We start from the raw sequence: 22,099 nt of genomic DNA on the forward strand, positions 1-22,099 counted from the left end.
ATTGAATATCTTCTTGGTAACACTTAGCACTGATGTCTCATAACGTTTGTACATTACATAAGTTTATAAAGTCTTTTTAAAAATGTATAAGTCACCTTCTTCTCTAACTTTAGTAAATCCACACTTTGAATAGAAGTGATGATTCTTGACACTCCAGCTAGGAGTATCCAGCCACCATTCAGTGCTGTCTGGAAATTTACTTTCAATTTTCTCCATCACCTTCGTTCCGATTCCTTGATTTTTAAAATTTGGATCAATAAAGATTCTTCCTAGATTATGCACTTGATTACATTCTACAAATATCATAGCTCCCCCGATTATTTCTCCATTAAAGAGTATCTTGAAATATTCGCAATTTTGCATCATCTCTTCTTGCCAACTTACGGAGTCATATCCTATTGGCCCAACGGTTTCGTTATTCTTAAAATGCTTTGATTCATCCTCAAAACTGGCCTTTTGTATTGCAGCAAGTTTTTGTGCATCATTTTTTCTAGCTTTTTCTAATGTCAGCACCCAACATACCTCCATTGTCTTTTTATTTTTTCAGGGGTTGTCTGCTGAAATTCCTCCTCGAACTCCATCCCAACAGGCCAAGGCTCCGTGAGGATTCTTATGCTTGAATATTATGTTATCAGAAGTTACCGAACTTCTTCACTATGCATTCAAAATCAATCTGCAAATTTTTTTGACTCAAAACTGAAATCAGTGTTTTACGCAAGGGATAAAGGATGAAAATGGAAAAAAACTTCGTCAAACACTAACTTTTAGAATTGAGCTTTTTTTATTTTTTATTTTAAAACTTTTACATATTGGAATTATCTCGAGAATATAATCGTATCGATTAGAATAACCAAAAGAGTGTAATTATGGGGTATATGATTAACTATAGGGATTATTCCCTTGAAATAGTAGTCTTTCGGTAACGAAATAATTTAGTCCATGGTCGATTTTTTGACGGTAAATAAGTCATAAGGAGATGTAGAAATGGCTGTGATGCTTGAAGTAACATTAATTGGAATTTCTTATGGGCACAACTTGGATGGAGGTCCTTTGGAAATATCCGGTGATCTTTATGTGAAAACAATAAATCAAAACCAGACGGAAAAAGAATCTTTTGTTATGTTTTCTACAAATACACCTGTGACAATAGGCGTTGGAGAGATGTATAGAATTGGTACAGCGGTGAGCATTGCTATTTCTCGTGATCAACCCACAATATTTGCTAGGTATATAAGACTTGGTGGTTTCTTAAGCATCGGAAGTCCTAAGTATATAGATATAGACTATGTTTATTCTGCAGTTACTCAATATTATAGGGTTATTTTTCCTAATCAAGATGTTAGTAAATCTGTTGTAGCTCAATATTCGATTAGATGGTTACATTATATTTGACAAAAGATTATTCTGATAGAACATTTTTTTTTCATGTTTTTTGGCTCAAAGCCGTAATCAATGCTTGACGTAGTGAGTAAAGGATAAAAATAGAAAAGAATCTGCTACTCCTGTATTGTTGTAAATCTCACCGAATAACAAAAAAAGGAAATAAACAGATGCAGATCCAGTGTGTATCAATGAAATGCTCGACATACCAGAGCTACAAGTCCGTCAAATTTGGTCCATGGTGACCAACGAGCTTCACATCGAAGCCATTCCACGCTGCTACAAGCAATGCTGCCTCTGTGAAAGTCCGACCAAAACGTCATTCGTAAGGGAAGTAATGGTATGCGGACGGTAAGACATTTGCCTGTATTTGCGAAAAAAGCCTTTCTGCTGTGTCTTCCATCTGCTTCCGGGTCAAAAACTGAGTGACTTGCGAGTGTATGCACACACTCAGCCAGACTTTCTTTTGTTGAACCCCAAAGCGGTCGTCATGGATTTAGCATGGGCGTATTATACCTGGATCAGCGAGTGCTTTCCTCGTGCGATTCGCATTGCAGATCGGTTTCATGTTCACGGTCATGTGATTGACAGCGTACAGTAGGTTCGGAAAACCGTTCAGCCTACGCTATTGCCACGGGCAAAGACTTATCTGAAAGCCCACCATCACTTGCTCAATCCGCCTGCGGAATCGCTGGAAAAGTAGAGCCGTACTAAAGCAGGCATTCTCATTGAATGTAACCGCCATCGGATGTTGGATTGATAGCCAAGCACTGATTTTGAGATTGACCCATTTTTTATCAGTGAATTTTCTTATATGGTCTTTTTTCGTTTTGTAGTTTGATTATTAGTTCATATGCATCTCTTTCACTTTTCTGAGCTTTTAGTGACTCTTCTTCTGTTATTTCTATTTCTATCATTTGAACCACTATTCCACCAGCATCAAAAAAGCCTCTAAATTAGAGACTCAAATGGACGATGTTCGTTCGTGTCCCTCGACACCACAGTTCAGCAAATTCCAAAATTGTTCAACCATGACCGATGCCGGATATGGCATCGAACGGGTAATCCACCATTCCAATACCCCCACTGCCGCTGAAATTAAAAATTGCACCGTAATGTCCCTGTTCATTTCCTGATCGAGGTTGATCGAATCCAGATGCTCGCTCAGACTTTGCCGAAACATTGTCTCCATTTGGTTCCGAAAGACCGTACTTCCCTTGTTCGTTAGCATTCTAGAGTAGAATGAAGCATGCTGCTCCAAATATTCAAACGTGCGCAGTAGTGCGGTTTTGGAAGGGACATGAAAGAAATTATCTTCAGACATACAATTGTGCAGTAACTCGTTAATTTGAGTTTCCATGCATTGATCGCGCAGATCGTACTTGTCAGCGAAATGCAAATAAACCGTTCCGCGATTGACATTCGCTTCCTCCGCAATTTGATTGATCGTAATTCTCTCGAATTCCTTTTCTGCCATCAGCCTCATAAAAGCATCAATAATGGCTTGCCTCGATTTTTGAATACGCCTGTCCATATCCTTCTCCCCTTTGTAAAAGAACACTTCGAAGTCCTCTGTTGAAAAATCAACAACCACGCTTGTTTTAACCATTGAATCCCATATACCGCTCTGATACATTCACTTTATAAAATTTATGTTGATGATTCAACATATGTTCAATTTTAGAGGAGCCATAATCATGAAAGTTATTGTTTTACAATCTTTGGAATGATTTAATTTACATTGAATTAGGAGGGTTTGAAAATTGAAACTTACAGGAAACACGATTTTTATTACAGGCGGCGGTTCGGGAATTGGACGTGCGTTAGCAGAAGCTCTCCACAATCTTGGAAACAAAGTTATTATCTCCGGTCGACGTAAAGAGCGTCTGGAGGAGACGATCAAAGCGAATCCCGGCATGTCCGCAGTGGAATTGAATGTACAAGATCCTGCCAGCATAGAGGCGACCACCAAGCAGTTAATCAAAGAATACCCGGATGTTAATGTCTTGATTAACAATGCTGGCATCATACAGTCCGATGACGCGGCGGGCGTGATCGATGAGGATGTTTTGATTTCGACTGTCACTACAAACTTGCTAGGTCCCATTCGGTTGACTTCTGCATTCATCGAGCATTTGAAATCCAAAGAGGAAGCGGTTGTCATCAACACGACTTCAATACTTGGATTTGTACCGTTAGCGACAACTTCTGTATACTCCGCGACGAAGGCAGCACTTCATACCTATACGCTGTCCCAAAGGTACATGCTTAAAGACACATCGGTAAAAGTAATAGAAATTGTACCCCCATGGGTTCAAAGCAACAACGATGAACCGCGTGCGATGCCACTTACTTCATTCATTGATGCAACAATAAAGATACTTGGCACGGATACAGACGAAGTTCTGGTGGAAGAAGCGAAAATGTTTCGAAATAACCCTGGCCCGAACGAAGGTGTTTTTGTGACTCAGCTTAACGATACGATGAATTCTGTACCTCCAAAGATTCATTGATCCATCTGTAATTCAGTTTTTAAAAATTTAAGCGAACATGAAGTAGACACTCAGCCCCGTCTACTTCATGTTCATTTTATTGCAACTTGCACGTGGAGTAAGAAAAAGCGCCGAGCAGTCACACCATGTTTACCTCTTAAATAATTTCGTTGATTTCACATAGCGTTTGGGTATTCACGAACCCGTAGGATTGTCTGCTGAGATGCCTCTTCGAAATTCATCCCACAGACCCAAGCTCCATAGGAGCCGCAGCATGAATATTTTGTTATGCGATGCTCTTTTATCTGTAAAGTATTCTTTCACTCAAAATATAATCTTGAAAGCTAATTGTGCCTTTTGTAAGATTTGTATCATAGACAATCAAAACACTGTACTCTGGTATATTTTCGAGTATTATAGAGACAGCAGAACGAACCTGACTCATTGCCATATTTCTTTTAGGAGTGTAATAATAATATTTTTTACATACTCCACTTGGCATTATAATATCTTTAGCTGTATACTTCTTAAAACCCACTTCATTTAATTTTATGACACAAATATCTTTAATAAAAAAGGCTGGTCGTTCTTCAAAAATCAGCGAAATAATGTTATTACATTTTTCATATTTATAAGCCATACTCACCTGATTCTCATATTTCTTTAAATAATTGTTTACAAAACCTAATCCATTCTGTTTTGCTCTTTTTGCTTTTTCTAAGCTGTCAAATTCATTGCCACTAATGTACAAAATAATTTCACTTGATGAAATTGCAAGTTTAATATCATCAGATCTTTCATGTTCAAAACCATTCATAATTAACTCAGTAAGTGTACACTTAGTATCTTGCCATAGAGAATCCGAAATTCTAATTTTCAAATCTTTAAAAACAGAATTAAATATATTTTCGTCCTCTCTAATTTGTATAAGTGTGTGATTGTCAAAATCATTTTCACCTTCTAAAGACAATTCATCATAAAGTCCTAAAATAATTTCTCCATTAGAAATCTCAGCAATATTAGGTCTTTGTTGAATACCTTGATACTCGCGACATATTGTTCTGACACCATTAAAAATATAATCATACATACTTCGAACAGTTAGATATCCATTTTTCAAGCTCTCACTTTTTCCTTGAAGCCCTTCTATCAAAAAAGTAGTAAATAGACTATATTCGCTACTAGGAGATTCTTCATAAGATGGCTCATTTCTTCCGCTCGAACTAAGAAGAATTAGAGACCGTGACTCTTTTAGATAATCTTTAAGATTTTTAAAATTATAGCTTTCTATCCCCTTCACTCCTGAATCTACGACACCGCTAAAGCATGCATCAATAATTATCAACTTGTGCCTACATTCACACATTTCAACAATTTTAACAATTCTTTGTATCTCTATTAATTCCGTTTCCTCGTTATTCATCGAATCCGATGGGACAATAAAATTTTTTCCATTACATGCATATCCATGTCCACTAAAGTAAATCACCAGATCTTCATTTACTGATACTCCTTTAGTAAAGCTCTGTATTTCTTGAAGAATATTTTCTTTCGTAGCTTCATTCCGTATTCCATCTGAAACAATCAACTTACTCTTTTTTGCGTTTAAATTTAGGTTATTCACTTTGCTAAACACTTCAAAAACTCCTAATGCATCTTTACACGCTTTATTTAAATTCTTGAAACACTCGTTCTCATAGTTATTAATACCTATAGATAACAAAACTTTCTTTCCTAGTCTTTCATTAAGTAATTCTCTCTGCCTTTTATTCATTCGAATATTCCTTTCATTTCTTTTTCAAAAGACTTTCGCATAACGTTTCTGTATTTACGACGCTGGCGAACTCCAGGTGTCCGGCTGCTTCTTCCCCGAACTCCTTTTGTCGGATCGAGGGCGTATGCCCGATGTGTGAATATAATGTTATAAGAAGGTCAGATCTTCTTGAAATACCCAGGCTTAATTCAATCATGCAAGCAATAATTTTTTCAATATATTAATCTCATTATCTATCAATTGGCGAAAATACTTTTTTGGATTCTCACCAAAATTCGGTTTTATTCTATTCACTCCCGAATTATCATTGATTACTTCAAATATTTTTTGGGAATCACTTTTCGAGTATACTGCTTGAATTAATGCCCCAACTCCACCATTGCTATAGGTATTTATAAAAATCTTCTTTAACTGAATATCGTTAGTTGCAAACATAAATATTTCGTCCATTGAATCTTCAATGTAGTGATAAGAGCTCCAGTTAGATAAATAATTTAAATCCCATGCTTGATTTTTGCATCCATTTAGTATTTTTTGAATGTCATCACTACCTGAATTTTTAGGAGCTCTAATCCCCGTTTGATTTGTAAATAACATTGCTACATAAGTTAGCGTATTTTCTGATATCAATAAGTTTTTATAATTCCATTCAAGAAATTCAATTATCTTATCAACTGGCGAAAGCTCTCGTCGCCGATGTAGATATACTGTACGAATCATCGTTGCAAAGTGCATCAGCAGATGATCATCTTCTTTATCATAATTATTTTTTGTCATAAATGGCTCAACAGATAATGAACAAGCGGGGATTTCACTTAGCTTTCCTTGAGCTAAACGTAGCCATATTATACTGGGATAAAATTCAAAAATGTTATTGAACTCTTTAAGTTCTCTTTTTGGTTCGATGTTATCGTTTATCTTCGTTCCGTATTCCATTAAGGCTAGTCCTGCACTTGCAGAAATATTATTCATAGCAATCCATGTCATAATAAGTCCAATAATCTGCATTTCCTTCTTGTCTTTTAAAAAGCCATTACGTGCTAACTTAAGTAAGCCGCTTAAAAGATTTCTATCAAATAATAGCACTACTTTATTGCTTCTTTTTAATTCTGAAATTTTCTTATAATTTACTGCGCCATCTTGTGAGTATTTAGGGTGAAATATTAGTTGCATATTACTTACTGTTTCCCAAATAAAGTTGTACTCTTCACCATCCATCACTAGTGAACCCATACTTCCTCCAATTCATTTTTCGATTGATTTAAAGTGAGCTGAAAAGTTATTAAGCGCACTACTCTTTAAATTCATCTGACTTTCTGATAACGTTCCCGTATTCACGACATCCGACGGAGTCGGATGTGTCCGGCCGCCTCTGCCGGACCGAGGGCGTCAGCCCGATGCGTGAATATGTTGTTAGGAGAGATTATTCTCTTCGGTAGGATATACTACAAAATGTTTATACTTTGATTTCTTCCTCATCTTCGTAACAAGTTCTTTTTCATCACTAATAATATTAATTTCTTCTGGCACGTCATTTATTTGTAATTTATTATTTTCAACACTAACTAGTGGCATATGAATAGAAGTGAAATATTGCATCAAAAATCCAAGGGAAAAATCTTTTTGAAGTTCACGCATATCGTGATCAAAACCACCTTTTTTATTTCTATGTCCTTCAATATCTAAATAGAGGTGTCGCTTATAATTTGGAAACCGTTTTTGTGCATTTTGTAATAATTTTATTAATATACTAGCTGACGTTTTAAAATCTTCGTGCTCATAGACAACATGATAAATAGCAATTCCTTTGCTTTTTAACATATTTAAATTGTTTTGGTCTTTCTGTATCGGTTCCAATGTATTGATTTCTCCGTTAAACCTCTTCTCCATTAAATCAAACCAGTGATCTCTCATTTCACGAATTTGTTTACGTTTTTCCGGGTTACCTCCAAATAAGTCATGACACGAAGCACAAAGCGGAGCGGCGTTTTCTATAGTGTCATTACCACCTTCAGCCTGAGAAATAATATGATGAATCTCGACAAATTTGTCATGACATATAACACATCTGAAACAAGATCTTCTTCTGGTCTCATTCTTTACCTTCTCAGAAAACGCCATAATTTTACCTCCTTGAAGTTTCTTGGTGACTGTGATTAATTTCGCCTAACGTTTTTGTATTCACGACGCCCCACCACCTTAAGGTGGTGGGGGTGTGTCCAGATGAAAATGCTTCCCAGTTGCTGAAATGTCGCCCCGAATCCACATATAACTCCGGCCGGACCAAGGGACGAATATCCCGATACGTGAATACTGTGTTAAATAAATTTAACCCTCTTCTTGAAACTCATTAACAATATAAGAAAAATTCAGTCCATCCCAATTCCTGCTAATTAACTCTTGGATAGAGCAAATCAAAACTGCTACTGCAATTTGCAAAGACTCACTAACTTCAAAATAATATTTCATTATTTCATCGCTATCATATAAATGATGTGGAGTTGGAAAATCCAAATCACCATGAACAAATCTAGATCTGAAATTATACATTTCATTTAATATCTTCTTAAACGAAATTTGTTGACCTAGTAGTACTTGACTTTTATCTTTCACTTGCTCTAATAAGCCACTCTTTCCAGATGTGAATAAGCTTTCTAATCCAACCATTGCCCAAAACAAAGATTCAGGCGAATCATAATTTTCCTGAAACGAAATGTTTACGATTGAATTAAGGGCTCTACCTGTTCTTCCTCCTCCGAAACCATCCATAAAACCCTTTTGATTATTCAACCACACCCAAATTTGATCGAAAGAAAGGCTTTTAAATTCAGGCCATTGTTTGTTTTGAGATAGTGCAAAAGCATCCAAAATAAACTCTGGATTTAGACATTTTGTTTTTCGATAATATTTATCCCCTTTGAAACGAATAATGCCTTCATTTAATTGAAGTGAATTGGAAGTAGATAAATTTATTGCAAATGCATAATCATATATTCGCTTTTCAAAAAGCGAATATATATTGGTTTTATGAAATTCTATTGCTTCCTGACCAGTAATTGTTTCAACTTTATTGCTATGGCCATGTTGCACTTCAATGTAATCAGGTACACCTACTTCTAAAGTTATGTGCAAGATCATAATATTTGCTTGAAAAATAGGAAGCTGAAAATCATTTTCCAGCTCTTTTGTCGGTTCACTAATAATGAAAGTAGGAAATACCATTCCATATTCACAAAAGTCAAAACTTTGAATACCATTTCTGTTTTTTAACAGAGATAAAGTATTCAAGCGAATTTGTTTTCTTGGTATTCTATCAAAGTTAAATCGAGGAATTGGTATAGGAATTATTGCTTCAATTGATACTTTATTCATCTATTCACACCTTTCTGGATTAATTTCACCTAACGTTTCTGTATTCAAGAACCCCGAAGGGGTTGTCTGCTTAAATGCCTCCACGAAGTCCATCTTGCAGATCAAGGCTCCGATAGGAGCCGCTGATTGAACATTATGTTATACGACGGAATCTCTACTTGATTCTACCTTCACTATTCATCTTCTCCAGGTACATATTCAATCAGATCTGATAATCTGCAGTTAAATGTATTGCATAGTTTGAATAAGGTTTCCAATTTCGTTGTTTCTATATTAGTTTCCCTGTATAACTTGTTGATTGAATTCCGACTTAATCCTGATTTCTCCATCAATTCGGTTATATCATCTATTCGATGTTCTGCCATAAGTTCTCTTATATAACACTTGATAATAGTCATCTTTTCCCTCCATAATTATATATTATCTCCCATGCCAGGTAATCATCAACGAAAAGCAAAGCATTAACTCTATAAAGTCAAATATTCACTTTTTAATTAACCTCGCGAAGTTATATAATAACCCTATAGAGTTAACAAGGAGGAATAAAAATATGGTTAATACATTTGAGTCATTGGCAGAACCACTCATAAGAATACGTTTGGAATTACTCTACACTGAACTTTCAGAAATTCATATGGATTACAATCAACTTTCTTCAGAGACTGATCAATATTTCAAAACACTTCGTGAAGCTTTACCCGATCAACTTCAACATACAGTTTTTCTTTATGAAGACGTACAAATTTCTCTCCAGTCCATCCTAGAAAGAAGTATCTACAGATGCTCTACAACTCTTTAGTGAGTTACAAAATTCTGGCATTTAGAGGGTCTTCTGACCCTCTTTTCTATTGTTCTTGATTCTGTCGTATAACGTTCTCGTATTCACGACGCTTGGCAAATGCCAAATGTGGCCGGTTGCCTCTGCTTCCCCGAAATCCCTCTGCTGGACCAAGGGCGTATGCCCGATGCGTGAATATAATGTTATCGGATGTCAGCATCTATTTGAGAGTAACTTATTAGATTCCATAAATTTCAAGCCTTTAATCAAAAATTATTAAGAATTATCATAGTCAGGAACTTATTCACTCTAAATTCAAACTATTTCTGGAAATATTCTTTTTTGCACTTCACTACCTAATTGGTGGAATTGAGCTATGCCACTTTCATCAAAATCATGAGCTATACACATAACCTTAATATCATTATTTTGAGGTTGCTTTTGGCCAATTAATGCACCTTTCAAGTCTAATAATTTTCTAGCAATCTCTGGTCTAAAGCAAACATTATAATTTGATTTATCCTTAAGAGATGGATATGCCCAAGCATCTTGAACATCTCTGGGAGGTAAATCAAAAAAAGACTTTGCAATAAATTCTGAAACAATATATAAGTATTCTGTTCCTACTCCTACATCTCTACTAAATTCCTCCCTTAAAAAGTCATTGATAATATCATTTATTAATCTTGCTTTTTCACTATAAATTTGTAAAGATTCATAATTATATTCTTGACCGATCATATTTACTTTTATTTCTTCTTTTGCTTCGTACATAATTAACGCATAATAAGAGTCATCAGGCACTTTTATCTCTTTTAAAGTAATCGATGGGTTTATGGGTGTAGTATAAAGTAGCGATTCTTTGGGCTTATTTAACCTTCCATATTGCTTTATATATTCACTAGGCGCATTCCAAAAATCCGATTCGAATTTTAAGTTTTTATTTGGAATAATTGATCCCTCTAATGTCCGAGCTCTAAAAAATTTTGTGCCTTTAGGATAGGATCTTAAGCAAGCGAAATAATAAAATTTTCCTTCAAAAGTTAGTACATCAAACACTTCTTTATTTATAGCTTCTTGAGTCATGGTTGAAATATTTAAGTTTCTAAATCTTCTTATTTTATCCAACAATTCTTTTATGTCTATTCTTTCAAAGAATTCAATATGGTTCTCGTTTGATAACAATTGATTCCCCTTCTTTCTTAATCATTTACTTTAAATCATTGCTGATTTCCGATAACGTTCCTGTATTCATAAACCCCGAAGGGTTGTCTGCTGAAATTCCTCTTCGAAATTCATCCCGCAGACCAAGGCTCCGTAAGGAGCCGCAGCTTGAATATTATGTTATAGGATGTGGCTGACTTCATCGAATTACTTAATAAATACGTTCGTAATATATGGTCCAAAAATGATCCCCAATAGTGTAGTAATAACACCAGCAGCTAAACCCAGAAAGAAGTTGAACCACCTTTCCGTTTTCTTTCCTCTTTCTAAGATAGTGTCCATATGATTGATAAGAGGTACGGCCTTACTATGTTCTATTTCAGTTAATTTGTTATATCTCTCGTATTCAGTTCTAAGGTAATTCAATTTTTCGGTTCGTTCTTTCAAAGTATCCTCCAATTCAAAAAGTAAATTTGAAGTTTCATGTAATGATTCGTATGCCTTCCGAATCTTTTTTTCTATTTCGATTCTTGATCCGTGTAGTTCTTTCATTATTGATTGATATACTTCATTTGTTATTGTTACTTGGAACCCCGGTAAATGTATTATTACCTTCATAAAATTAGTTAAAAATTCCCCTAACATAATTGCAATCTTTTTCTTCATTCTTTGTTATCGCCCTTTATATATTATTTACAGCCCATTTCCTATAACGTTCCTGTATTCAAGACATCGGCGAATGCCGAGGTGGCCGGCTGTTTCTGCTTCCCCGAATTCCCTCTGCCGGACCGAGGGCGCATGCTCGATGCGTGAATATATTGTTATATGACGCATCTAGCTTCCTGAGTTACATTTAGTATTTCTCGATTCTTACTTTATGTCTTTTTAAAAGTTTATATTATTTTAAATGCAACATTTACCTGTAAGAACTCTCAGATTTTATAATAGGTATCGGTTCGTTTTCACTGTAGGGAGTGTCCCCATAATATCCAAATACAGATAACATATTTTTTATGTCGTTCGATGATATTTTTGATTTTGGCCCGATCCATATTTCTTTGATAATATCTTTTTTTATCTTTGAGAAATCCATTTCTAAATACGAAATGATTTTTCCATCTCCGTACCTATATTGTGTGTTCGAAAATTCAAGCTCATTAAAATCCCTTCTTATTTTCCCAGCCCCTACATTAGATTTTAATACTATTCTCCACTCTTTTTCTTCTTTAAAGCTCGGATTCTTGTACTTAGCAAATTCTAACCTATAATTATCATTCAACTCTAACCCTACATGACCGATTCCTTTGTTCTCCATTTTCTTGATATTTTCTTTAAAAATGCGATTTATGAACTTCTCTTGATTTTGGTAGATAACTTTATTAAATGTAAGATTATATTTTGCAAGACCATTAACAGCTTGCAAATGTTTCTTTGAAAAACCAATAGCGATACCACTTCCGTCTTGAGCATAACCTCTCCACTGGCTAAGTGAATCTTTACTTTCAGAGAAGCAAGTAGCATAAATAACCATGCTACTTGCTTCAATATTACTGTTCACTTGATACCATGTGTTCCATGCCTTCAAATAATCAGGATTTGTTTCTGCAAGATAAGTTTCTATTCTTTTTTTCACCAAGTCTCTAAGCCATATACATTCTTGAGAGTCGTTAGACTTTAATATGTCTGACAACCAAAGGGTAGCGTTTTTTATTATATTAAAAAATGCCTCTCCTCCACAGTAATGATAAAGTATATCCTCTTTTTTATTTTCCACAAACAATGCCCCTTTATATTTTTTAGGTATGTCATATAACGTTTCTGTATTCATTAACCTCGAAGGGGTTGTCTGCCGAAATGCCTCTTCGAAAATCCTTCCGCAGACCAAGGCTCCAACGGAGCGGCTGCTTGAATATTATGTTATACGACGGAATCACTTCTTCGATTAACCAACATCATTCTTGGTGCTTTAACCTAATCGGTTATTTCTCCACTATGTGCTCCAATAAATCCCCGGGTTGACAACCTAAAGCTGTACATAATTTATCAATCACTTCTAATGATACATATTCATTCGTATTGAGCTTCGCCATTGTAGCAGACGAAATACCCGTCATTTTCAATAAATCCTGCTTCTTAATCTCCCTGTCGATCAACATTTTTTGAAAAGGTTTGTAACTAATCATCTGATATTCCTTTCATACATGAAGTGAATTTTTCTTTAATTATATGAAAGTATATTTTCTTTATCAAAAACATCTTCAACATGTATTGGCTTGATTATTTGATATGGTAAAATTATATTTAACAAGTTGAACTTTTATTCATAAAATCAAATGCATTGGATGGTGTTCAAAATGTATAATTCTTTAGAAGTCTTACTTGATTCACTGATTCAGACTCGAATTGAATCTTTATATGAAAAACTTATGAAACACAACTCCAGCTACAACCAGTTCTCATCCGAACGGAATCTCTATTTCAAGCAGTTACATGAAGAAGTACCGGAGAATATACAGAAGACCCTATTCCTTTACGATGATGCTGAGCTTTCTGTTTAAGCTATTTTAGAACGTGAAATTTATTTGCAAGGTTTTAAGGACGCTCTTCACCTGCATAACGAATTACATATTTCTTTAGATTGAGAGCCTTCTGGCTCTTTTTCATTTTGATTCTGTCGTATAACGTTCCTGTATTTACGACGCCTGGCAAATGCAAGGTGTGTCCAGCTGCCTCTGCTTCCTCGAAATCCCTCTGCCGGACCGAGGGCGTATGCCCGATGCGTGAATATTATGTTATACGTAGTTACTGTCTTCTTCGAGTTTTCTCACAAAAATCTTCCTCTAGAAAGTTAGTTCATCTATTGTTTACCTTCAAACCAATCAACTTCCCAATCATTCATACGCTTCACATATGAAAGGAGCATATGACCTGAAATAATATCTACTAATCTGCCTATAAAAAATTCATTCTTAATATCAGTTAAATGCTCTCTACAAATTTCTTCGATATGTTTTTCTTCAATAGAAACTTGATCATAATGAACAATAAATCTGTCGACACTTATCTTGATAGCATCTCTAATACTAATGCTAGGTATAAGTTCGCTATTTAAGTATGTATCAATTTCCTCTGAGGTCTTTGATAACCCCAATTTGTTCAAAAAAACTTGAACAGTATAATTGTTTTTATATCGACTGTTTTCAATAAATAAAGCTCTAACTTGAGTAAGTATTGACTCGTAAAAAGCAAAATACTCTATAGAGTCTTTATCAGATTTATATAATGCTGTTATTCTTGCTTTTAAGATTAATAGACTATCAGTCACTTTATTGAAATATTCATCAACTTCTTCAGGCTTTTTAAAGAAGGGTTCCATCTTAAAATCTCCTCGCTTCTATTTACAGTAATTACGTATGACGTTCTTGTATTCATGAACCTCGTCAGAGGTTATCTGCTGAAATCCCTCCCCGAAATCCTTCTCGCAGACCCAGGCTCCAACGGAGCCGAAGCTTGAATATTATGTTATCTGTAGTGACTTACTTTAATTATTTGACCATCTTTGTACCATATTAATTCAGGTCTTTTAGGACTCTTTTTACCAGTTTCGAATTCAATAAATAATCCCCAAGCATAGCTCAGGTTATTGTATCGTGAATTATCTGTGTAACATTTCAATTTTTGAAAATCAAAGCCCCTATCTATACTATTTGTTGATTTTTTAATCTCTATAATTAACAGATTGCTTGTATTTTCCCCTCTTTTATGAATTACGATATCTGGAAAAGTTGATAGCCCCATATATTCTATGTCATCTACAAAAATGTCTTTATTGAATTTCCTCTTAATTTCTTGACATTCTTGCTCTAGAATATAAATCATTTTCTTTTTGCTTTCTTCTTCAACATTTTTGTTATACTCACAATCGACATTATATTCATTAAATTCTTCTTGAAGATATACTGCCAACTTATGGGCAATTGTTCTTTCATTCAAATCATGACTTAGTAAATATTGATCAAATTCGAGCAAATTTGAAATTGCTATATCAACCTTCAATTTTATGTTGTTTCCCATTTTTCATCTCCGATTTCTCATGTTTAGGGTATTACAGATAACGTTTCTGTATTCATGAACCCCGAAGGGGTTGTCTGCTGAAATTCCTCTCCGAAATCCTTCTCACAGACCTAGGCTCCAACGGAGCCTCCCTTCCCTGCCAATCTCCTCAGACGGACCGAGGAGCCCAGGCTCTGATGCGTGAATATAATGTTATCAGAAGGAGATGCCCCCTTGAACTACTCCACTATCACTCTAGTCTGTAAAGACTATTATTTATGCTTTGCATCCTCTTAATAAAATTGATTTTAGAAAATCTTTTTATTTTTCTTTTATTACCCATCATATAATTACTAATCACTGTTATATTGTGGTGCAATTTATACAAATACCTAAAGAGATCACATGCCATCGCCTGCATATGAATGTCAGGAGATAAAAGGTAGCCTTGAATTCGAGCATTCTCATTTATTCTATATGTTTTTAACACCCTATGATTACCATCAATTGGAATATGCATATTAATAGGATCATAGTACATAACAACTATCGGCTCGGAGTTTATGACTGGGTTTGCAAGCACTTTCGGATCCAAGTCAGCTGGATTAATAATATCTATAAACTGGTTTACGCTAAATTCTACAATCTGAAGGTTGTGCTCTCTGATTAACTCTTTTGCTTTTTGTATATCCCATTCGATTTCAAACCCAAATGTTGCATCATTATTAAAGTAGAAGTCTCTTTGATAATATTGTCTTTTATCAAGATTTCGAATAAAGGTTTTTGGAAGCCATTCAATCTTTTTTTTAAACCAATCTAGTTCCTCTTTATACTTATCATACTCACGGAGTTGTCCAACAATAAACTGTTCCGGAATTTGATTGTAGTTCAATAAAAAATCCCATATACGTTCAAAATTATATAACTTACAAGTTTCCACTTTAATTGATTGGTTAATTAATGACATTGTAAATTCCGCCTTTCAATAACTGCATCTTTTTCTGATAACGTTCCCGTATTCACGACGCTTGGCGTATGCCAAGTGTTCCAACTGCCTCTACTCCCCCTTCCTCTGCTGGACCAAGAGCGTATGCTCGATGCGTGAATATTATGTTATGTGGAGTTCTATCTCTTTTAGGAGAAAACCCATTTTTCCTAATTTCAAAAATAGCATTTTTTTGTTCTACAACGTATTCTTCTTATTTGCTATCTTCGTCGTATTCTTTCAATACTTTATTTTTAATTTCTAATAACATAGTTTCTGAGGGATATATTTTTTTATCAGGAAAATCATTTAGTCTAGTGTTCCATTGGTAAGCGTAAAATTCAGGAGATTGTCTAATAAATTCCATGAGCATATGGTTGGTTTGGAGATTGCTCGAGGCTTGAATATGCATAACATACTTATCGAATATTTGTAACAAAGCAATTCCATGCTGCCTTGCATATTCTGTTGCCCCACTCTGAAAACCAGATGTAGAAATTAATATCCCTTTGTGGGCACCTAAACTTCGTACCTTATCAGCTAGAACCACAATTTTCTCACGTTCCAATGGACGTGTGTAACGCTTACATTCAACAATAACTTTGAAGCTTACAGACAGGGCTATAAATTCAGCAATAATATCAATTTGGTACTCTCCATCACTAGTCTTTTGGTTATGAAGTATGGAGAAGTTCTTAAGTGCTTCGGCTTCAGCGTAAGCATTCAATACTTCCAAACAATACTTTTCAAATTCTGTGGCAGAAATACTGGCGACAAATTCACGGTATGGGTTGATCATTTCCACCTCACTTTCGATTCCCTTGAACCTATTAATTTTATTTTATTTATATGATATTCTCAGGTTTATATTGGTACTTGATAGAATTTCACATAACATTCCTGTATTTCACGACCCCGACGAATGTCGGGGTGTCCGGCTGCCTCTTCTTCCCCGAAATTCCTCTGCCGGACCGAGGGCGTATGCCCATGCGTGAATATTATGTTATGTGAAGATTCTAAAACAAATAAAAATAATTACTTATTCTTATTTATAATCAACTCTTTTATCCTTCTGTATATTTCGGGGACATTGATAGCAAATCCATTACCTTCATATTCTTTAATCGTCAATGTTCCCCCAAGAACTTTTTCATTTTCTTCTTCTGATTTTATATAAGAATGTTGTAAAATGGTCAAATCTATCATTTTTTGCTGTTGTGTAATTATATTTTGTTGATTTTGAATAGTTATCTCGCTTGCTTGAGTTATTGCTCTAGCGAGCATTAATTGCCCTTGAAGATGCTGAATATTAGCCAATAATTGTTGTACATTAGGTTCCATAACCATTGGATTATACTGAGCATCTTTTAAAGTCACAGGTAACTTTAAATAGATGCTTAATGCATTACGTATTTGTTCCAATGCTATTTCAGGTGAAGTAGGTGTAACAGAAAAAAGTATTTTCCCTGACTCATTCTGAATACTAGTTACCGTCTCAATACCAATCTCTTTTAAGAACTGTGCGAAATAAACTAAATACTGCTCACATGGAATTCTCACTTCTTCTGGAAAATCAAAAACACTAATTACTGAATTATTACTTTTTGAATAAAGCAAAATAGAAGCTTTATCATGTATCTCTTTTAGATGCTCAACGTATTGGGTAAAAACCTCATTAATAGTTGACGAATAATCAAACTTCTTGCATTTTATATAACACCCGTTACTTATAACTTCGTCCTCTTGTTCCCACTCAATGCCAAGAGAATTGTAACTAGAAACCACCTGTTCCATAACCTGTGCGAATTCTGTTATACTATATTGATTTTTCCACTCCTCAAAGTCAAATTCAATATAAAAAATAAAACTCATTGAATTACTTTTTTTATAATCTCTCATTATCATAATCTTTTCTACCATATTCCAAAATTCTAAAGGATAGTAAATCTCTAATCTTTTAATGTCTTTGGAGATTAGATCAAATGAATTCTTCATTATCATTTCTGAGGAGTCAGTATTCTTCAATGAAACCCAATAATCATCATCACCATAAATCCTAAAATCACTTTTATCTATTATTTCTTCATTGTTCCATAATTCTTTTGTTCCTTTTTCATCATTTTTTTTCACTTCAAGCATTTTTATATCCTCCTATTATTAGAATTTTCACATAACGTTCTCGTATTCACGACGTCCGACATAGTCGGATGTGTCCGGCTGCCTCTGCTTCCCCGAAATCCTTCTGTCGGACCGAGGGCGTATGCCCGATGCGTGAATATTATGTTAGCCGTTGTTAGTTCGTTCTTCAAATCACAGACCTAATCTGAAGTCTTCAATTTTCTGTTTAATAACTTCTTCTGGCTCATTTCCATTCTTTTTTAACATTAACATTTGTTCAAAATCAGTATCATTTACAAAGATAATTAATTTATTATGTGCCATCCAAATTTCTCTTTGAGTGTGAATGGCAGATTCTTTAGGCTCCGTTCTTAATGCTATTATTCCAAACATTCCAGGGCCATAATCCTTTAAGTAATTAGCCATCTGTAGTACACAACTTTTGTCTAGTTTAGATGAATAATTCTTTGAGTCAACGATTATATAATCAGCTCTATACCGTCCTCTTAAATATTTCCAGTATCCTTCATCACAGTAATTAGCCATAATAATGTCCCTTCTGTTGGCCCTTACATGATCTGAAAGTTCAATAATTGGTTTGCCTAAACTAGGATAAAAAAGATGTTCAAGTATACTAGCACATATCTTTTGATAAGCCATCCAATGTTTAGTTCCCTTTGTACATTTATTTAACTGTGTCAATAATTCATCTTCTACTGTCACTCTAAACAATTCGTTTTTTTCAAAGAAATCTTTTAATTCTTTCGATTGTGAGTTTTTTATCTGTGAATAAAAAATATTTGAAAGTTTATCAATGTCCCATACAGTTAACCAATTATATTCGTTTAATTCGCTTTTTTGCTTTGATGATAGTTCACCTGGAAACGCTAAGACTACCTTACCTTTAGATAATTTATATGCCGATAACTGCTTTAAGACTTGTTCTAATCTGCTCAATGAGAAGATAGGACTTGATTTACATTGAATTAATAGTGTTTCCCCACGATAATCTGCAACAATATCAATTCCAGTATCACGTATTGTGCTTTCCGATCTGACATTACTAAAATCTTTATGTTGTTTCATCATATTTGCTAATTCGTATTCAAATATGTATCCTTTTAAAGCATTTGTAGCAGCGTACATATCTTTAGATGGCATCATTAATTTTCTCCTATGTTCTTGTATATGGACTTCGAATTAATTTCGGCTAACGTTCCTGTATTCACGACCCAGCGCATGCTGGGTGTCCGGCTGCTTCTACTTCCTCGAAAACCTTCTTTGCCGGACCGAAGGCGAATGCCCGATGCGTGAATGTCATGTTATATGACGTACCATTCTTCAAGCGAAACTACCAAGTTAATAGTTACTGAAGATTTTTCTTTGAAGGCTTATCTGTATAAAAAACGCTAATGTTTTTATCTTTTATTGATTCATGTACATCAGGGTATAATAATCTTGTTTTTTCTCTGTTCTCAACAGATACTGTCTTATTCAACAGAGGATATTGATCCCAATCCCTTAATTCTTTAATAAAAACGTTATCAGCTTCTTCGCATTTATATATTTTAGTTAATGTTTTTTTAGACACGCTTTTTTGCGAAATTGTTTTTGGTATTTTTTCGTTAAATTCTTTAAAAAACTCACTAGTTGAAAATCTATTACTCCCATTGCTGAGTTCCAGCATTTTCAGTAATATCGCCAACTTATTACCGAGATATGTATTTAATCTAAAATCTGAGGAAATCTTTAATTCTAGAAATAGGTCACTCTTCTTTTTTATGAAAAGTAGAGTGTAATCAGGCTGTGTTTGGATATCAAAAAGCACACTAAATTCAATGTTGTTGTGTCTATAATCAAAGACATCATACGTTTTCTTGTTTTTCAGAATATCAAAATAAAGTGGTTCCAAATTAGTTAATTTCAAAATAACAACTCCAATTTTTTATTTTTGTTTTTACATTTTGATTTGATGGTATGTCATATAACGTTTCTGTATTCTCGACGCCTGGCGAATGCCAGGTGTGTCCGGCTGCTTCCGCTTCCTCGAAATCCCTCTGCTGGACCGAGGGCGTATGCCCGATGCATGAATATATCGTTATACGAAGTTACTGCCTCCTTCGATTTCACTAACATTTTTTCTCAAAAGGCTGATTATCATTAAGTTTGTACTATACTCAATTTCTTTTCCTTCATGTAACTCATCATCAAGATATATAAATATTACATCTTAATAAGTTATTAACTCTTTTTAGATTAATTATTGAGTTTTTTTTCTTCTTACTAAGAACTCTATCATCTGTTTCATTACTTCAACTCGTATTGCTTCTTCATTTGTGTCTTCAACAAGCTTAAAACAAAGTAATATATTCTGAACATCTAAAAGACTATCATGATAGCCCTTTAATTGTAGGACAGTTCTATTATAAAGATAAAACATTAAACCCGAAATGACTTCTACTAATACGCCTGCACCTGTGACAACATAAGATATATTACTTAAGTCGCTGAATACATAGGATACAATTAAACCACTCGAAATGAGAAGCACACCAAATATGCTCATGACCAACGAAGCATTGAATGACTTTCTATTACTATTTTTCACTAGATCATAGTAGTCTTCTAGATTTCGCAAGTTTATCGCTACCAAGTCGTCAAAATATCTTGCAGCTTTTGGAGATCCCCACTTTTGATCTTTCCTTTCCAGCTGCTTTTCTAGCGCTTTGATTTCAGCGTCAAAGTTATTTTGCTTCGCGCTAGCAAAACTTGCTGCAAACATCAGACCTGCAAACACGCTTAACGAACAACTAAGATATATATTCAAATCTATTATTTTAACGATTCCTAGAAAGCCTAAAAATGCTATAGCACCAAAGAATATTCTCAAACCGATAGTTAAATTTTTATCATAAGATTTTTCTGATCTTAACTTTATTATTTTTGATTCCAAAAAATCAATAGCGACTGGATTATTGACGGTAATACTTGAATTAAGGTCTGAGTTATTTTCTGTCCCTTGAGTGTTCTGGTTCATATTTTTCATCCTCTACCGTAATTTTGTATAACGTATGTACATTCCTAACGTTGGTTTCCCTTAGATAGCTCTTATCTTAGGGAAATCAATGTGTCACCTGAATCCTCTCCCCTGAAATGCCTCCGGCGACCAAGGGGCGAATGCCCTGCAGTAGGAATGTGATGTTAGGCGATGCGGACAGTTATACCCGAAAAATTCCTGACTTCAGTCTTACGATCTCATAGTTATTAGATCTTATATATTCCCATACCGGTTCTCTAAATACTTTATAAGAACTTATTACTTTACTCTTCGGATGTATAGTACATATTCGTTGATTTCCCATATCACAGACGTCAAGAAGTTCATCGTAAAAGTATATACTTTCAGGTAAGTTAAATAAGGTTCCTTCAATGTCTCCTATAGAATACAATTCTTTGTATGTTTTAAGGTTATAACATTTTATTGTATTCCTTGTTGGGTAAACAACCCAAATCAGATCCTCAGAAACAGCAAAACCATAGACTGTATCAAACATATCTTGATGGATAAATTCTAGATTTCCGTTACTATCAAACTTATGAATATCTGATTGTTGGTAGTTTGATACATAGACGGAGCCATCTAATGACCTGCATGAATCAGTTAGATTGTCCTGAAAGTAATTCATAATTTTAACATAGTATGGACCGTACTTATGATAAAAGTATTCTTGTTTAGAAATAGTATTCACCTGTGAATTGGACCACTTAGCATAACCAAGCTCTTTACCTTTTTCACCCATTAGATGAAAATAAACCTCTTCTTCATCCTCGAATATTCCCCAGCCTCTTCTATGTATTAACTGCATTATATTCCTTCTTCCTTAAGCTCAGTTTCGCCTAACGTTTTCTGTATTCATGAGCCCCAATAGGGTTGTCTGCTGAAATGCCTCTTCGAAATCCATCCCGCAGACCAAGGCTCCAAC

General features: G+C 34.7%; 22 protein-coding genes and 3 pseudogenes. 5 read left to right on the top strand and 20 right to left on the bottom strand.

All coding sequences use genetic code 11. From position 1 onward, the window contains the following. Window positions 1-63: 63 nt before the first annotated feature. Window positions 64-513, bottom strand: coding sequence for a GNAT family N-acetyltransferase (locus G9G54_RS14060; protein ID WP_165178535.1), 450 nt, complete (start codon window positions 511-513; stop codon window positions 64-66). A gap of 471 nt (window positions 514-984) precedes the next feature. Between G9G54_RS14060 and G9G54_RS14065 the strand changes: the two genes are divergently transcribed. Further along, the gene (locus G9G54_RS14065; RefSeq protein ID WP_053325837.1) at window positions 985-1,392 is read left to right on the top strand and encodes a hypothetical protein; all 408 of its coding nucleotides are present in this window, start codon (window positions 985-987) and stop codon (window positions 1,390-1,392) included. 184 nt (window positions 1,393-1,576) lie between these two features. After that, window positions 1,577-2,080, top strand: a pseudogene (locus G9G54_RS26230) (transposase); the annotation flags it as partial. A gap of 264 nt (window positions 2,081-2,344) precedes the next feature. On the opposite strand, the gene G9G54_RS14075 reads toward G9G54_RS26230, so the two are convergent. Beyond that, entirely contained in the window at window positions 2,345-2,914 is a 570-nt protein-coding gene (locus G9G54_RS14075) for a TetR/AcrR family transcriptional regulator (protein ID WP_165178536.1), read from the bottom strand. 229 nt (window positions 2,915-3,143) lie between these two features. Between G9G54_RS14075 and G9G54_RS14080 the strand changes: the two genes are divergently transcribed. After that, a complete protein-coding gene (locus tag G9G54_RS14080) occupies window positions 3,144-3,893 on the top strand; it encodes an SDR family oxidoreductase (protein WP_053325839.1) in 750 nt (249 codons plus the stop codon). Window positions 3,894-4,173: 280 nt separating this feature from the next. Here the strand turns inward: G9G54_RS14080 and G9G54_RS14085 are convergent, their stop codons facing one another. From G9G54_RS14085 to G9G54_RS14105, 5 genes are all read right to left on the bottom strand, one after another. Beyond that, window positions 4,174-5,646, bottom strand: coding sequence for a caspase family protein (locus G9G54_RS14085; protein WP_165178537.1), 1,473 nt, complete (start codon window positions 5,644-5,646; stop codon window positions 4,174-4,176). Window positions 5,647-5,838: 192 nt separating this feature from the next. After that, window positions 5,839-6,879, bottom strand: coding sequence for a hypothetical protein (locus tag G9G54_RS14090; protein ID WP_053325841.1), 1,041 nt, complete (start codon window positions 6,877-6,879; stop codon window positions 5,839-5,841). A gap of 180 nt (window positions 6,880-7,059) precedes the next feature. Continuing rightward, window positions 7,060-7,767, bottom strand: coding sequence for an HNH endonuclease (locus tag G9G54_RS14095; protein WP_165178538.1), 708 nt, complete (start codon window positions 7,765-7,767; stop codon window positions 7,060-7,062). A 207-nt stretch (window positions 7,768-7,974) separates the two neighbouring features. Further along, window positions 7,975-9,018: a hypothetical protein gene (locus tag G9G54_RS14100; RefSeq protein WP_053325843.1), complete on the bottom strand. Its 1,044-nt coding sequence runs from the start codon at window positions 9,016-9,018 to the stop codon at window positions 7,975-7,977. A 173-nt stretch (window positions 9,019-9,191) separates the two neighbouring features. After that, window positions 9,192-9,416 carry a helix-turn-helix domain-containing protein gene (locus G9G54_RS14105; protein WP_181016544.1) on the bottom strand — a complete coding sequence of 75 codons (225 nt, stop codon included), beginning with the start codon at window positions 9,414-9,416 and terminating at the stop codon, window positions 9,192-9,194. A 152-nt stretch (window positions 9,417-9,568) separates the two neighbouring features. Between G9G54_RS14105 and G9G54_RS14110 the strand changes: the two are divergent. Continuing rightward, window positions 9,569-9,842, top strand: a pseudogene (locus G9G54_RS14110) (hypothetical protein). Window positions 9,843-10,111: 269 nt separating this feature from the next. Here G9G54_RS14110 and G9G54_RS14115 read toward each other — a convergent pair. The 4 genes from G9G54_RS14115 to G9G54_RS14130 form a co-directional block, all read right to left on the bottom strand. Continuing rightward, a complete protein-coding gene (locus G9G54_RS14115; RefSeq protein WP_233903749.1) occupies window positions 10,112-10,981 on the bottom strand; it encodes a hypothetical protein in 870 nt (289 codons plus the stop codon). A gap of 186 nt (window positions 10,982-11,167) precedes the next feature. Beyond that, window positions 11,168-11,626, bottom strand: coding sequence for a hypothetical protein (locus G9G54_RS14120; RefSeq protein WP_165178539.1), 459 nt, complete (start codon window positions 11,624-11,626; stop codon window positions 11,168-11,170). A 250-nt stretch (window positions 11,627-11,876) separates the two neighbouring features. Next, window positions 11,877-12,788 (bottom strand): DUF2971 domain-containing protein, encoded by a 912-nt coding sequence (locus G9G54_RS14125; RefSeq protein WP_238808061.1) that lies wholly within the window; start codon window positions 12,786-12,788, stop codon window positions 11,877-11,879. 151 nt (window positions 12,789-12,939) lie between these two features. Further along, entirely contained in the window at window positions 12,940-13,143 is a 204-nt protein-coding gene (locus G9G54_RS14130; protein ID WP_165178541.1) for a helix-turn-helix domain-containing protein, read from the bottom strand. Window positions 13,144-13,314: 171 nt separating this feature from the next. Between G9G54_RS14130 and G9G54_RS25675 the strand changes: the two are divergent. After that, window positions 13,315-13,602, top strand: a pseudogene (locus G9G54_RS25675) (hypothetical protein). 215 nt (window positions 13,603-13,817) lie between these two features. Here G9G54_RS25675 and G9G54_RS14135 read toward each other — a convergent pair. From G9G54_RS14135 to G9G54_RS14175, 9 genes are all read right to left on the bottom strand, one after another. Beyond that, on the bottom strand, window positions 13,818-14,336 hold the full coding sequence (locus G9G54_RS14135; protein ID WP_165178542.1) for a hypothetical protein: 519 nt from the start codon (window positions 14,334-14,336) through the stop codon (window positions 13,818-13,820). 146 nt (window positions 14,337-14,482) lie between these two features. Further along, the gene (locus G9G54_RS14140) at window positions 14,483-15,034 is read right to left on the bottom strand and encodes a hypothetical protein (RefSeq protein WP_165178543.1); all 552 of its coding nucleotides are present in this window, start codon (window positions 15,032-15,034) and stop codon (window positions 14,483-14,485) included. A 229-nt stretch (window positions 15,035-15,263) separates the two neighbouring features. Further along, window positions 15,264-15,980 carry a hypothetical protein gene (locus G9G54_RS14145; protein ID WP_165178544.1) on the bottom strand — a complete coding sequence of 239 codons (717 nt, stop codon included), beginning with the start codon at window positions 15,978-15,980 and terminating at the stop codon, window positions 15,264-15,266. Between the two features lie 232 nt (window positions 15,981-16,212). Beyond that, entirely contained in the window at window positions 16,213-16,797 is a 585-nt protein-coding gene (locus G9G54_RS14150; protein WP_238808063.1) for a restriction endonuclease, read from the bottom strand. Window positions 16,798-17,033: 236 nt separating this feature from the next. Beyond that, entirely contained in the window at window positions 17,034-18,137 is a 1,104-nt protein-coding gene (locus G9G54_RS14155) for a hypothetical protein (RefSeq protein WP_165178546.1), read from the bottom strand. Window positions 18,138-18,308: 171 nt separating this feature from the next. Next, window positions 18,309-19,277 carry a restriction endonuclease gene (locus tag G9G54_RS14160; protein ID WP_238808072.1) on the bottom strand — a complete coding sequence of 323 codons (969 nt, stop codon included), beginning with the start codon at window positions 19,275-19,277 and terminating at the stop codon, window positions 18,309-18,311. Between the two features lie 205 nt (window positions 19,278-19,482). After that, window positions 19,483-20,043, bottom strand: coding sequence for a DUF6037 family protein (locus G9G54_RS14165; protein WP_165178548.1), 561 nt, complete (start codon window positions 20,041-20,043; stop codon window positions 19,483-19,485). Between the two features lie 333 nt (window positions 20,044-20,376). Beyond that, complete coding sequence (locus G9G54_RS25255) at window positions 20,377-21,153, bottom strand: TRADD-N-associated membrane domain-containing protein (RefSeq protein WP_202983874.1); 777 nt, start codon at window positions 21,151-21,153, stop codon at window positions 20,377-20,379. Between the two features lie 181 nt (window positions 21,154-21,334). Beyond that, a complete protein-coding gene (locus tag G9G54_RS14175; RefSeq protein WP_165178549.1) occupies window positions 21,335-21,982 on the bottom strand; it encodes a hypothetical protein in 648 nt (215 codons plus the stop codon). Window positions 21,983-22,099: the final 117 nt, after the last annotated feature.

This window comes from Paenibacillus sp. EKM212P, from assembly GCF_011066115.1.
GTDB lineage: Bacteria > Bacillota > Bacilli > Paenibacillales > Paenibacillaceae > Paenibacillus > Paenibacillus polymyxa_B.